At 64.5% G+C, this 13,811-nt stretch carries 6 protein-coding genes, 2 tRNA genes and 3 rRNA genes; all 11 read left to right on the top strand.

What is annotated here, in order from left to right; genetic code table 11:
• Window positions 1-113: 113 nt before the first annotated feature.
• Window positions 114-1,670: ribosomal RNA gene (locus tag IPI43_21305) — 16S ribosomal RNA — on the top strand.
• A 176-nt stretch (window positions 1,671-1,846) separates the two neighbouring features.
• A tRNA-Ile gene (locus IPI43_21300) sits at window positions 1,847-1,920 on the top strand.
• A gap of 53 nt (window positions 1,921-1,973) precedes the next feature.
• Window positions 1,974-2,049 (top strand) — tRNA-Ala (locus IPI43_21295).
• A 289-nt stretch (window positions 2,050-2,338) separates the two neighbouring features.
• Window positions 2,339-5,342 (top strand): 23S ribosomal RNA (locus tag IPI43_21290).
• Between the two features lie 127 nt (window positions 5,343-5,469).
• Window positions 5,470-5,586 (top strand): 5S ribosomal RNA (gene rrf / locus IPI43_21285).
• Together the 16S, 23S and 5S rRNA genes with 2 tRNA genes alongside form the textbook arrangement of a ribosomal RNA operon.
• Window positions 5,587-5,671: 85 nt before the next feature.
• Entirely contained in the window at window positions 5,672-5,953 is a 282-nt protein-coding gene (locus tag IPI43_21280; GenBank protein MBK7776638.1) for a hypothetical protein, read from the top strand.
• The gene (locus IPI43_21275; GenBank protein MBK7776637.1) at window positions 5,950-7,659 is read left to right on the top strand and encodes a DUF4129 domain-containing protein; all 1,710 of its coding nucleotides are present in this window, start codon (window positions 5,950-5,952) and stop codon (window positions 7,657-7,659) included. Before IPI43_21280 ends, IPI43_21275 begins: the two co-directional genes overlap by 4 nt.
• On the top strand, window positions 7,656-9,086 hold the full coding sequence (locus IPI43_21270; GenBank protein ID MBK7776636.1) for a DUF4350 domain-containing protein: 1,431 nt from the start codon (window positions 7,656-7,658) through the stop codon (window positions 9,084-9,086). The genes IPI43_21275 and IPI43_21270 overlap by 4 nt, the downstream gene beginning before the upstream one ends.
• Complete coding sequence (locus IPI43_21265; protein MBK7776635.1) at window positions 9,083-10,105, top strand: MoxR family ATPase; 1,023 nt, start codon at window positions 9,083-9,085, stop codon at window positions 10,103-10,105. The genes IPI43_21270 and IPI43_21265 overlap by 4 nt, the downstream gene beginning before the upstream one ends.
• On the top strand, window positions 10,102-11,499 hold the full coding sequence (locus IPI43_21260) for a DUF58 domain-containing protein (protein MBK7776634.1): 1,398 nt from the start codon (window positions 10,102-10,104) through the stop codon (window positions 11,497-11,499). The genes IPI43_21265 and IPI43_21260 overlap by 4 nt, the downstream gene beginning before the upstream one ends.
• Window positions 11,496-13,802 (top strand): polyphosphate kinase 1, encoded by a 2,307-nt coding sequence (gene ppk1, locus IPI43_21255; GenBank protein ID MBK7776633.1) that lies wholly within the window; start codon window positions 11,496-11,498, stop codon window positions 13,800-13,802. The genes IPI43_21260 and ppk1 overlap by 4 nt, the downstream gene beginning before the upstream one ends.
• Window positions 13,803-13,811: the final 9 nt, after the last annotated feature.

Genomic DNA, 13,811 nt, shown 5'->3' with positions numbered 1-13,811 from the left:
AAGTCAGCGAAAGCTGACAAGGTAATAAGAACCGTATCCGAGAAGGATGTCTGCAAAGCAGGCATCTAGGGACACATCTTTGAGGTGTCCCGAAGCAGGATGCTCAACAGTTTTAACTGGAGAGTTTGATCCTGGCTCAGAGCGAACGTTAGCGGCGGGCCTAACACATGCAAGTCGAACGCGAAAGGTCTTCGGACTGATTGAGTGGCGCACGGGTGAGTAACACGTAGGTAATCTACCCTTTGGCGGGGGATAACGTTCCGAAAGGGACGCTAATACCGCATAAGACCACGTGGTCTCCGGACCGTGTGGGAAAAGGTGGCCTCTTCTTGAAAGCTACCACCGGAGGATGAGCCTGCGTCCCATCAGCTAGTTGGTAAGGTAATGGCTTACCAAGGCGAAGACGGGTAGCTGGTTTGAGAGAATGATCAGCCACACTGGCACTGGAACACGGGCCAGACTCCTACGGGAGGCAGCAGTGAGGAATATTGGGCAATGGGCGAAAGCCTGACCCAGCCACGCCGCGTGAGTGATGAAGGCCTTCGGGTCGTAAAGCTCTGTGGAGAGGGACGAAAACCCTGGTTTCAAATAGGCTCCAGGCTTGACGGTACCTCTTTAGCAAGCACCGGCTAACTCTGTGCCAGCAGCCGCGGTAATACAGAGGGTGCAAACGTTGCTCGGATTTACTGGGCGTAAAGCGCGTGTAGGCGGGTTCGCAAGTCGGACGTGAAATCCCTGGGCTCAACCCAGGAACTGCGTTCGAAACTGCGAATCTAGAGTAGTGGAGAGGAAAGTAGAATTCCCGGTGTAGAGGTGAAATTCGTAGATATCGGGAGGAATACCAGTGGCGAAGGCGGCTTTCTGGACACTTACTGACGCTGAGACGCGAAAGCGTGGGGAGCAAACAGGATTAGATACCCTGGTAGTCCACGCTGTAAACGATGTGTGCTAGGTGTCGCGGGATTTGACTTCTGCGGTGCCGTAGCTAACGCGTTAAGCACACCGCCTGGGGAGTACGGCCGCAAGGCTAAAACTCAAAGGAATTGACGGGGGCCCGCACAAGCGGTGGAGCATGTGGTTTAATTCGACGCAACGCGCAGAACCTTACCCAGGCTAGAAAAGTAGAGAAGTCTGTAGAAATACGGATGTGCCTTTCGGGGAGCTCTAATCCAGGTGCTGCATGGCTGTCGTCAGCTCGTGTCGTGAGATGTTGGGTTAAGTCCCGCAACGAGCGCAACCCTTGTCATTAGTTGCTAACGGTTCGGCCGAGCACTCTAATGAGACTGCCGGGGTTAACCCGGAGGAAGGTGGGGATGACGTCAAGTCCTCATGGCCCTTATGTCCGGGGCTACACACGTGCTACAATGGTCGGTACAAAGCGCAGCGAGCCCGCGAGGGGGAGCGAATCGCAAAAAGCCGGCCTCAGTACGGATTGCAGTCTGCAACTCGACTGCATGAAGGCGGAATCGCTAGTAATCGTTGATCAGCAGGCAACGGTGAATACGTTCCCGGGCCTTGTACACACCGCCCGTCACACCATGGGAGTCGAGTGCTCCAGAAGTGGCTGCGCTAACCCGCAAGGGAGGCAGGTCCCCAAGGAGTGCTTGGTAACTGGGGTGAAGTCGTAACAAGGTAGCCGTAGGGGAACCTGCGGCTGGATCACCTCCTTTCTAAGGAGCATCGACATCTTCGGATGTCACAGCTCGGTCAAACCCGCGCAAAGAGTAGTTTCCGTTTCAGTTTTCAGCGACCGACAGCGTTCCGTCACAGGAGCGCGTCGCTCGTTGACAACACGCGAAAGAATCCTGAAACCACCTCGAGGCGTAGCCGCCTCACCGGTTTCCCCGGGGCACTAGCTCAGGTGGTTAGAGCGCACCCCTGATAAGGGTGAGGTCGCTAGTTCGAGTCTAGCGTGCCCCACTATTTCGACCCCCTCGAGAGAGGCGGAGAGAAGTAAGTCAGATAGACCCCTTGGGGTTGTAGCTCAGTTGGGAGAGCACCGGCTTTGCATGCCGGGGGTCATCGGTTCGAACCCGATCAGCTCCACCAGTAGTTTCGATTTCAGGATTCCTTTGCTTCTGCGCACGTACCTCATGGGTAGGTGCGCAGAATCGAGAGAGTCCGCTCTTTCGCGTGTGATCTTTGACAACAGAATACGATGGAGAGAACTCGACCCACGCAAGTGGGAAGAGAGCTCATGATTAGAAATTCCTTTCTAGACGGCGAGTCAAAGTACTCGCTGTGAGAAGTGAAAGTTCTGGGTAAAGGACATGGGCCAAAGGCTCGTGACTCGAACCCTGGACTCGAACGCAAGATACGAAACGTGCCTTAGGGATACGGTCAAGCTAGAAAGGGCACACGGTGGATGCCTAGGCGTCGAGAGGCGAAGAAGGACGTGGATAGCTGCGAAAAGCTCCGGGTAGCTGCGAACAAGCGTTGAACCGGAGATCTCCGAATCGGGCAACCGAATGCGGTCATACGCATTAGCGCAGGGCTGAATACATAGGCTCTGCGCGGCCAACCCAGGGAACTGAAACATCTAAGTACCTGGTGGAAAGGACATCAAATGAGACTCCCCTAGTAGCGGCGAGCGAACGGGGACCAGCCTAAACCGATTCAGTGTAAGCCTGGTGGCGTTGCTGAATGGGTGTTGTGGGTCTGATGATGGAGTGCACCAGCGCTCTGACAGAGTTAACAAATGTATGGTTAGTAGAACAGCTTGGAACGGCTGGCCAAAGAGGGTGACAGCCCCGTAAACGAAAACGATACATCTCTGCATTGGCACCCGAGTAGCGCAGGGCACGTGGAACCCGGCGTGAATCTGGGAGGACCATCTTCCAAGGCTAAGTACTCCTCGACGACCGATAGTGAACAAGTACCGTGAGGGAAAGGTGAAAAGCACCCCGGCAAGGGGAGTGAAATAGTACCTGAAACCGTGTGTCTACAAGCAGTTGAAGCACTATGTATTCGTACAGTGCGACAGCGTACCTTTTGCATCATGGGCCTGCGAGTTACGCTATGTCGCAAGGTTAAGCCGTGAGGTGTAGCCGAAGGGAAACCGAGTCCAAATAGGGCGATTGAGTGGCATGGCGTAGACCCGAACCCGAGCGATCTATCCATGGGCAGGCTGAAGCGTGGGTAAAACCACGTGGAGGGCCGAACTCACCACAGTTGAAAATGTGGGAGATGACCTGTGGATCGGAGTGAAAGGCTAATCAAGCTCGGAAATAGCTGGTTCTCCGCGAAATATATTGAGGTATAGCCTCGGACGAATTGCACCGGAGGTAGAGCACTGAATGGGCTAGGGGTCTTACCAGACTACCAAACCCAATCAAACTCCGAATGCCGGTGACAACTATCCGGGAGGCAGACTGCGGGTGATAAGGTCCGTAGTCGAGAGGGAAAGAGCCCAGATCTACAGCTAAGGTCCCCAAATCCAGTCTAAGTGTCGAAGGATGTGGGAGCGCTCAGACAGCCAGGAGGTTGGCTTAGAAGCAGCCACCCTTTAAAGAAAGCGTAATAGCTCACTGGTCGAGCGAGCCTGCGCCGAAAATGTAACGGGGCTAAAGTCTGGTACCGAAGCTTAGGGTTCTACGCAAGTAGAGCGGTAGCGGAGTATTGTCAGGTAGATACAAGCCATACCGTAAGGAGTGGTGTCGGACCTGAGAAGAGCAAATGCAGGCATGAGTAGCGATAAACAGGATGAGAAGTCCTGTCGCCGTAAGCCCAAGGTTTCCTGGGGAAGGATAATCCTCCCATGGGTTAGTCGGTCCCTAAGCTGAGCCCGAAAGGGGTAGGTGATGGCAAGCAGGTTAATATTCCTGCACCACTATATATCCGTTGACCTGAGCAGGGACGGAGAAGGGTAGGCTGAGCCAGCCGTTTGGTTGTGCTGGTTCAAGCGCGTAGGCGGTTCCCGTAGGACCCAATAGGGACAAACGCGGGGGCAACGCCGAGACGTGATGAGGAGGAGCTCCGGCTCCGTAACTCAGTGATCCCATGCTTCCAAGAAAAGCTGCGCGTGGAGCTTATGAGGTGACCGTACCGCAAACCGACTCAGGTGGGCGAGGTGAATATCCCAGGGCGCGTGGGAGAACACTGGCTAAGGAACTCGGCAAGTGGACACCGTAACTTCGGGCGAAGGTGTGCCCCCATTACGTGAAAGCCCTGCGGCCGTAGCGGAAGGGGGGTTGCAGAGAAATGAGGGTTGCGACTGTTTACCAAAACACAGGACTCTGCGAACTCGTAAGAGGACGTATAGGGTCTGACGCCTGCCCGGTGCTGGAAGGTTAAGGGGAGATGTTAGTCTTCGGGCGAAGCTTCGAACCGAAGCCCCAGTAAACGGCGGCCGTAACTATAACGGTCCTAAGGTAGCGAAATTCCTTGTCGGGTAAGTTCCGACCTGCACGAATGGCGTAACGACATCCCTACTGTCTCGGCCAGTGACCCAGCGAAATTGTATTGGGGGTGAAGATACCCTCTACCCGCGGCAAGACGGAAAGACCCCGTGAACCTTTACTGCAACTTGGCAGTGAAGCTCGGGACATTCTGCGTAGGATAGGTGGGAGACTTTGAAACCGGGGTTCCGGCTTCGGTGGAGTCAACCTTGAAATACCACCCTGAATGTTCTGGGCTTCTAACCCAGCACCGTTATCCGGTGCGGGGACACTGTCTGGTGGGCAGTTTGACTGGGGCGGTCGCCTCCCAAAAAGTAACGGAGGCGCGCGACGGTTCCCTCAGCCTGATTGAAACCAGCCGTAGAGTGCAAAGGCATAAGGGAGCTTGACTGTGAGACCGACAGGTCGAGCAGGTGCGAAAGCAGGTCTTAGTGATCCGGTGGCTCCGAATGGAAGGGTCATCGCTCAACGGATAAAAGGTACTCCGGGGATAACAGGCTGATCGCGCCTGAGAGTTCATATCGGCGGCGCGGTTTGGCACCTCGATGTCGGCTCATCGCATCCTGGGGCTGGAGCAGGTCCCAAGGGTTTGGCTGTTCGCCAATTAAAGCGGTACGCGAGCTGGGTTCAGAACGTCGTGAGACAGTTCGGTCCCTATCTGCCGTGGGCGCAGGATACTTGAGAGGATTTGACCATAGTACGAGAGGACCTGGTTGAACGTACCTCTAGTGTTCCGGGTTGTCCTGCCAAGGGCATAGCCGGGTAGCTATGTACGGAACGGATAACCGCTGAAAGCATCTAAGCGGGAAGCCGGCCTCAAGATGAGGTATCCCGGACCTTCGGGTCCCTAAAGGCCCCTTGTAGACTACGAGGTAATAGGCAGGGTGTGGAAGTGTGGCAACACATGGAGCTGACCTGTACTAATCGGCCGTGCGGCTTGACCTATCTCTAAGGTACGAGTCGTTTCAATGTTCGAGTTCAGGGTTGGAGACATGAGTCCCAGTGCGAAAGCCGGGACCACCCAACCTGGATACGTCTAATCAACCTTCCAGAGCTGTTGCTCTCCATTTGTTTCGGTGGCGATGTCGAAAGGGTCATACCCGATCCCATCCCGAACTCGGTAGTCAAGCCTTTCAGAGCCAATGGTACTGCAGCGGAAGCGCTGTGGGAGAGTAGGACGCCGCCGGATTTATCGAAGCCCCTCGCTTAACTGCGGGGGGCTTCGCCTTTTTAAGCGCCTCGCTAGGCGCGTGAGGGCGTGTTACACGTCGCTCGTGATGCAGGCGGCGGCGTGCGCGTTTCATGCTCAGCGGGAGGCGCTCGGCGTCTGTGTCGCGTGCCGTTCGCGCGTTTGTGCGGAGTGCACCACCAAGGTCGAAGGCATCAACTACTGTGTTCGATGCCTGGCGCAGCGGGCCCGCAGCGAGGCCGAGCCCGTGACCCTCGTGGCAAGCTCGTCTCGCGGTCGCGCGGCGGTGGGAGCCCTGTTCTGGGCGGCACTGCTCTGGCTGTTGCTGTGGGGGCTGCTGCAGATCGCGCTTCCGGAGGCCGCGTGAGCGCGCTCGACTGGCTGGACCGGGCCTTCACGCTGACGCGGCGCGGTGGCCATGGCTTTCGGGGACGCGCCTGGCTGGCCGGGGCCCCGCTCGCGTTCCTGGCCGTGTTCGTCTTCTACCTCGAGCGCGTGGAAGGAGTCCGCAGCTTGCGAGGTGTGCTCGCGCTGGGCCTCGGGCTCGCGTGGTGGTGGCGCACTCTCTTTCTCGGCCGAGCGTGCCGCCTGGCCATGGAACACCTCGACGATCCGGTCGATGCCGAGCCGGGCCCCTTCCGCACCATGGGGATCGCGGCGGTCGGTGGTGTGCTGCTGGCTCTGGCGCTTTTGCCCGCCGCGCTGCTGGCCCGAGGAGGGGCGTTCGGGATCGTGGTGGGCCTCGTGCTTGCGCTGCCTGTAGCGCTGCTCGCGCCCAGCTGGGTGGCGCGCGCTGCCGCCGAGGGTCAGCAGGGCGGGGCGGCTTGGATGACAGCGTTCCGGGACGGTTCCTCGCTGCGTGGGAGCGCCCTGCTGGTGCAGGGCTTCTTGCTCGTGGGCACCCTCATGCTGTTCGTGAATCTGCTCGCCGTGGCAGGCATGCTCCTCGGCGCGCTCCAGGGACTCCTCGGCGTGGAGGTCGCTGCGCTCACGTCGTTCATGTCTTTCGAGAACGACTTTGCCATGTTGGTCGTTGGCGTCGTGTCGCTGTGGGTGGCCGAGCCCCTCCGCGCAGCGCTCGCGGTCATCGCGCTGGTGCATGCGCGCTCGCGGCGTGATGGCGCAGATCTGCGTGGCATGCTGGGTGCGCTCGCGTCGGGCCACTCGCCTGCTGCTCGCGCGACCCATCGGAGCGACCACGGGCGCGCGGCGATCCTCTTGGTGGGCTTCATGCTGAGCGCACAGCCGGGCCGCGCCCAGGCGCCCCTCGAGCCATACACCGAGCTGCCCACGGAGGTTCCGGCCGACGAGCTGGGCAACACGGGCGACTCGGACGAGCCCGACATCTACTACGGGGCAGACCTGCCCGAGCTCGGCCCCGAAGACCAAGCGACGGAAGACAACGTGGCCTCCATTCTGTCGGGGGCTGAGTTCCGCGAGTTCAGCGACGCGAGCCACGGCGGCGCCGCCGAGGCGGACGGGCCCTCGTGGCTGAAGCGCCTGTTCGAGGCGCTCATGCGTTGGCTGGAAGATCGCGAGCAGGACGAGGCCGCGGGCGCCGACATGGGCGCACCCATGCTGCTTCCTCCCGCGTGGGTGTTCGTGGCGCTGGCGGGCGCGCTCTTGGTGGCCGTGGCCGCGTTCCTGCTGCTCTCTCGGCGCAAGGACGAGCAGGCCAGCCCCGTTTTGCCCGATGCGCTCGGGGTTCCGCTCGACCCGCGCGAGCGTGCCCCCGAGGAGCACTTGGACGAGGCCGCGCAGCTGGCGGCCCGCGGCCTGCACCGAGAAGCGTTCCGCTCGCTGTATCTGGCCACGCTGGTGGCGCTCGACCGACGCGGCGAGATCGACTTCGACCCCGCCCGCACCAACTGGCACTACCTTCGTCAGATGGGTGCCAGCGCGCGCACGGCCGCGTTCCGCACGTTCACCCAGCTGTTCGACCGCAAGTGGTACGGCGACGAGCACACCACGCGAGAGGAGTACGAGCGCGGCCGGCTGCTGGCGACGTCCCTCACGGCGCCGAGGGAAGACCGGGCACCGGCAGGTTTCGAGCCTGAGGGCGCGGCGCCATGAGGCGGTTTCTGGCCCGCTCGTTCGTCGCGTTGGTGGTGCTCCTCGCCCTCGGCGCATCGGGGGTGATGTGCGCGCGCGTGGCGGACCGCGGTCGCTACGCCACGGCCTACTCCACGTACAGCGCGGGTCCGGAAGGGGCCCGGGCCATCTACGAGCTGGTGCGGCGCGCCGGTCACCCCACGCAACGCTGGGTCGAGGACCTCGAAGGCTTGCCCGAGCGCGGCGTGCTCATGGCGCTCGGGGGCTGTCTGGCGTCACAGCGACGCCCCTTGTCGCGCTACGAGCGGGAGTCGCTGCTCGCATGGGTGAGGCGCGGCGGGACGCTGATGGTGTTTGGTGCGGAGAGCTATCTGCCCGAGGACTACCCGGCGCACCTCGAGCGCTATCCCGGAGAGTGCGCGCGCGAGACGCTCCAAGAGCTGATGGACGAGCTGCAGGGCGGTTCGGCCCCCGCCGAAGGGGATGACGCGCCCATCGAACCACCGCTCGACGAGCCGCTTGGGGAGGATGCCCTGCCTCTCGAAGACCAGGCCCAAGAAGAGGCCGCGCGGCGCGCCGCCGAGGAGGAGCTCGAACCCTGGCGGGCCACTTGGGACGACCAGCAGCCGGTCTTCATCGCGCGCACCGCAGACGGGCCGCTCGCGAACCTCGAGGGAGTCCACATGGTGCAGCCCGCCCAGGTCGAGGTGGCCGCGGGGCGCTCCCCCACACGCCTGGCCCACTTCGGCGAGCGCCCGAGCGCCGTTCAGCTGAGCGAGGGCGACGGCAGCATCGTGGTGTTCGCCTCGGCCAGCATGATGCTCAACCAGGCGGTCTTGGAGCAGCGCGGCGGTGTGTTGCTGACGCGCTTGCTGGCGGCCTACGCGCGGCCGGACGCTCCCGTGGTGTTCGACGAATACCACCTCGGCACGGGCGGCGCGCGCTCGCTGGTGCGCTACCTGCGGCAAGCGGGGGCTGGGGTGGTGCTGCTGCAGATCCTGGTGCTGCTCGCGCTCTGGGTGCTGCGCTCCGGGCGGCGCCTCGGTGAGCTCGAAGACCCGCCACGCGAGCCGCCGGGCGGGACGGTGTCCTACGTGGCGGCCACCAGCGCCCTCTACTCGCGCAGCGCGGACCGTTCTGGCATTGGCCGCGTGCTGCTCGTGCGCGCGCTCGAGCGCATCGCCAGTCACCACCGCGTGCGTGCGCGCGAGCCCCAGCAGGTGCTGGACCAACTGCGTGAGATGCGCCGCGATGACGCCGCCGGGGCCTGCTCGGAGCTCTTGGGCCTGTTCTCCGCGAGCGTCGACGGCGAGAAGGGGCTGGTGGCCCTGGCGTCGCGCGTGGATGCCTTGGTGCAGCGCGCCAACGCGCCGCGCTCGTTCGAACCCCTCCAACCACGCGACGCGCGCCAGCCTTCGCTTCCCTCCACTGAATCGCGACCATCATGACGGACCTCGATCTCGCCTCGCCGCTCAGCGGCCCTGCTTCACCTCCCCCTCCCCATCAAGAGCTCGACTTCGAGCCGGTGGTGCGCCTGCGCCACGCCATCACTCAGGAGGTGCGCAAGGTGGTGGTCGGGCAGGAGGACGCCATCGACGGAATGATCGTGGCGCTGCTCGCCCGCGGCCACGTCTTGCTCGAGGGCGTGCCCGGGACCGCCAAGACGCTCATGGTGCGCACGCTGGCAGCCAGCGTGGGGCTCGCGTTCGGGCGCATCCAGTTCACGCCCGACCTGATGCCCAGTGACATCCTCGGGACGCACATCTTCGACCTGCAGACGGGTGCTTTCCGCATGACGAAGGGGCCCATCTTCGCGCAGCTGCTGCTGGCCGACGAGATCAACCGCGCGCCCGCCAAGACGCAGAGCGCGCTGCTCGAGGCCATGCAGGAGCGGCAGGTCTCCATCGATGGCCAGCGCCACGACCTGGGGCAGCACTTCACGGTCTTCGCGACGCAGAACCCGGTGGAGCAGGAGGGCACCTATCCGCTGCCCGAGGCGCAGCTCGACCGCTTCCTCCTGAAGATCAAGGTGGGGTATCCGAGCGCCGCGGAAGAAGACCGCATCCTCGCGGCGGCAACGGCGGCGGTGGGCTCCGAAGACGTGGCGCAGAGCGGCGTGCAGGCGGTGGCAACGCCCGCGATGCTGGACCAGGCCCGCGCGCTGGGGGCGCACGTCCGCGTGGAGGAGCCCGTGCGGCGCTACGTGCGAGACCTCGTCCGCGCCACGCGCGAGAGCTCGATGGTGGTGCTTGGCGCTGGCCCGCGTGCTGGAGTGCACCTCATGGTGGCGGCGCGTTGGGCTGCGGTGCTCGAGGGGCGAGCGTTCGTCACGCCCGACGACGTGGTGCGCATGCTTCCGTCGGTCATCGCCCACCGCCTGATCCTGTCGCCCGACGTGGAGCTCGACGGGCTCGATGGCCACGCGGTGCTGCAGCGCATCGCCGCGACCGTGGACGTTCCGCGGTGAGCGATGCGCTCCAGACGGCAGCCGCACCCGACAGCCTGGTAAGGCCTCCCTCCGCGCCGCGCGAGGGATGGTTGCCCGGGCGGCGCCTGTTGTTCTTGGCAGCGCTCGGCCTGCCGTTGGCGCTGCTGGACGGTGGCTCCGGCCTCGGGCTCTTGGCCGCGCTCGGGTACGATGCGTGCCTGCTGGCCGGGGCGCTCCTCGAGGCGCGCGGCCTCGCACGGCGCTTGCCACGCGTGGAGCGTCACGTGCTGGACCGCTTGGTGGTGGGCCGCACCGCGCGCGCGGAGCTCTTGGTCCACAATACTCAGCCCGGGAAGCTGCGCCTCCGGCTGCGTGACACCCCGCCTCCCGCGCTGGTGCTGGGCCCCGAGGAGCTGGCTGCCGACATGGCGCCGCACGCGCGCGCGCGGCTCGCCTACACCATCACGCCGTCTCGGCGCGGCAGCTTCCAGCTGGGTGACGTGTACCTACAGCTCGAGGGGCCGCTGGGCCTCGGCGCGCTGCGCACGCGCGTGCCCCTTCGCGAGACGGTGCGAGTGTATCCAGACGTGCTCGGGGCACGCGGTGACGAGCTGCAGCTGCGCCTGCGCGACCAGCACAGCGCCGGTGCCCGACAGGTGCGCCAAGTGGGCGGCGGGGGCGAGTTCGCTCAGCTGCGCGAGTATGTGGCGGGCGACCCGTTTCGTGACCTCGACTGGAAGTCCACGGCCAAGCGCCGCCGGCCGGTGACGCGCGTGCTGCAGCAAGAGCGCAGCCAGACCATCCTGCTCTGCCTCGACGTGGGCCGCATGATGGCCGGCCGCATGGACGACGGTGCCACGCGCGCGGGGGTCACCAAGCTGGACCACGCGCTCGACGCGGCGCTGATGCTCGCGTGGTTCGCGCTGCGTCAGGGCGACTACGTGGGGCTCGTCATCTTCGGCGCGGGCGTGTCGGCCTTCGTCCCCCCAGGGCGCGGGTCGGGTCACTACGCCCGCTTGCTCGAGGCCAGCTTCGACGCCGAGGCGCAGCCTACGTTCGTCAATTTCAGGACTCTTGTGGCGTTCGTGCGAACTCGCGTGAAGAAGCGGGCGCTTGTCGTACTCTTCAGCGACCTCCTGGACGAAGAGCACGCCATGCCCTTGGCCGAGAACGCCGCCGTGTTGCGACAAAAGCACCTCCCCCTGTGCGTGACCCTCGAAGAGCCCGTGGCGGTGCGCCTGGCCGATGCGCCAGTGAGCCACGCGAGCGACGTCTACGCCCGAGCGGCTGCGGCGGACTTGTTGATGGACCGCGAGCGCGTGAAGGCGCACCTCACCAAGAACGGGGTCGGGCTGGTGGAGGCTCCGGCCTCCGAGCTCGCGCTCTCGACGGTGCGTCGGTACCTCGAGATCAAGGCCAAGCACGCGCTATGAGCGTCACGCCCATCGATCTGAGCCTCGCCGAGCCGGGAGAGCTCTTCCTCAACCGCGAGCTGTCCTGGCTGGAGTTCAACCAGCGGGTGCTGGACGAAGCCAGCGACGAGCGCGTCCCGCTGCTGGAGCGCCTCAAGTTCCTTGGGATCTGCGCCAGCAACCTGGACGAGTTCTTCATGGTGCGCGTGGCCGGCCTGCTCGAGCAGCGCGCCGAGCAGATCGAGAGCGGGACCCCCGACGGGATGACGCCGGCCCAGCAGATCAGCGCCATCGCCGCGCGTGTGAAGCGCCTGATCGGGGAAATGTCCACGCTGTTCTGCGAGGGGCTCGAGCCCGCCCTGCACGCCCACGGCGTGGCCCGCGTGGACCCTCGCACGCTCGAGGGCGAGGAGCAGCGCTGGCTGCGCGAGTACTTCGAGACGCAGGTGTATCCGGTGCTCACGCCGCTGGCGCTCGACCCGGGGCACCCGTTCCCGCACATGCGCAACAAGGACCTCCAGCTCATCGTGATGCTGGCTGGGGAGCGCGCGGGAGAGCCGGCCTTCGCCTTGTTGCAGGTGCCGCCCGTGCTGCCGCGGGTGGTCGCGCTCCCCGACGACCTCGGTGGTGACGGCGGCGAGCCGAAGGGCAAGCGCTTCGTCCTGCTGGAGCAGCTGGTGGCCCAGCACGCGAACGAGCTGTTCCGTGGCTTTCGCAGCCTCGGCGCCTGGCCGTTTCGGGTGCTGCGCAACTTCGACCTCAGCATCGACGAGGAGGAGGCCGAAGACCTCCTCGAGGTGATCACGGAGGAGGTCCGCCGCCGCGACCGCGGCAACACCGTGATGCTGACCGTGGCGCACGACTGCCCCGACCAGGCCATCACGCTCCTCACCGAGGCGATGGAGCTCGACCCGGCGTTCGTCATCCCGAGCGTGGCTCCGCTGGCGCTCGAGCAGCTGGTGGACCTGGGCAAGCCGCTGCGTGGCATGCGCGAGCTGCGCGACCCGCCGGCCAGCGGAGTGCAGGTGGCGGCGCTCATCGACGGAGACCCGTTCGACGTCATCTCGCGCGGCGACGTGCTGCTGCATCACCCCTACGAGGCCTTCGACCCGGTGGTGGAGCTGCTCGAGCGCGCGGCGCGCGACCCCGACGTGCTGGCCATCAAGCAGACGCTCTATCGCACGAGCGGTGACAGCCCGGTGGTGGCCGCGCTCGTGCGGGCGGCCGAGCAGGGCAAGCACGTGGTGGCGCTGGTGGAGATCAAGGCGCGCTTCGACGAGGAGAACAACATCCACTGGGCCGGCAAGCTGGAGCAGGCCGGGGTGCACGTGGTCTACGGGCTGGTGGGGCTCAAGACGCACTGCAAGGTGATGCTCATCGTGCGGCGCGAGAGCGGCCGCTTGCGGCGCTACGTGCATCTGGGCACGGGCAACTACAACCCGCACACGGCGCGCCTCTACACGGACTTGAGTCTCTTCACCGCGCAAGAGGCCTTTGGCGAGGACGCCACCTCGCTGTTCAACCTGCTCACGTCGTGCACGGGGCCCGAGGAGTGGAAGCGCCTGGTGGTGGCGCCGCTCGGGCTGCACGAGCGCGTGCTGGGGCTCATCGCGCGCGAGTCGCAGAACGCCACCGAGGGGAAGCGCGCGCGCATCATCGCGAAGATGAATTCGCTCGTGGACCCCGAGGTCATCCTGGCGCTCTATCGCGCCTCGCAGGCGGGCGTGGAGATCGACCTGATCATCCGCGGCATCTGCTGCTTGCGCCCCGGTGTGCCGGGCCTGAGCGAGCGCATCCGCGTGCGCAGCATCGTGGATCGCTTCCTCGAGCATGCCCGCGTGTGCTTCTTCGAGGCCGGCGGCGAGAAAGAAGTGTACCTGGGCAGCGCCGACTGGATGCCGCGCAACTTCCAGCGGCGCGTGGAGGTCATGTTCCCCGTCGAGGACCCGAAGCTCAAGCAGCGCGTCTACGACCGGGTGCTGGGCCTCGGCCTGCGCGACGACACCAAGGCGCACGAGCTGCAGGCGGACGGAAGCTATCGTCGCGTGGTCGGGGAGGGGGCCTGCCGCAGCCAGACCGAGCTCCAGCGTGCGGTGCTGGAGTCGGCACGCCGCGCCGACGCCGAGAAGCGTGAGGAGCGGCCGTTCTTCGTGCGCCCGGTGCGCATCCGGCCCACCAAGCTGGCCGTGCCCACGCCCAGCGTGCCACCGCCGGCGAGCGCGGTGCCTGCGCCGCCTCCTACCACGCCCGACGCCGCGGGCGAGGGGTCGGCATCCGGTGGGCTGTCGGCTCCGGGCGACGACCCTGCGGCCAGCTCCGAGTAGCGGGCCGGC

The organism is Sandaracinaceae bacterium (assembly GCA_016706685.1).
Taxonomy (GTDB): domain Bacteria; phylum Myxococcota_A; class Polyangia; order Polyangiales; family Houyiibacteriaceae; genus JADJJE01.
The sequence above is the reverse complement of the archived record's forward strand: the minus strand, read 5'-3'. Positions and strand labels throughout refer to the sequence as shown.

What these genes read in the sequence shown, in the direction of transcription:
- IPI43_21270 (MBK7776636.1), top strand. Translation starts at nt 7,656, where the DNA reads ATGAGGCGGTTTCTGGCCCGCTCGTTCGTCGCGTTGGTGGTGCTCCTC.
- IPI43_21265 (MBK7776635.1), top strand. Translation starts at nt 9,083, where the DNA reads ATGACGGACCTCGATCTCGCCTCGCCGCTCAGCGGCCCTGCTTCACCT.
- ppk1 (MBK7776633.1), top strand. Translation starts at nt 11,496, where the DNA reads ATGAGCGTCACGCCCATCGATCTGAGCCTCGCCGAGCCGGGAGAGCTC.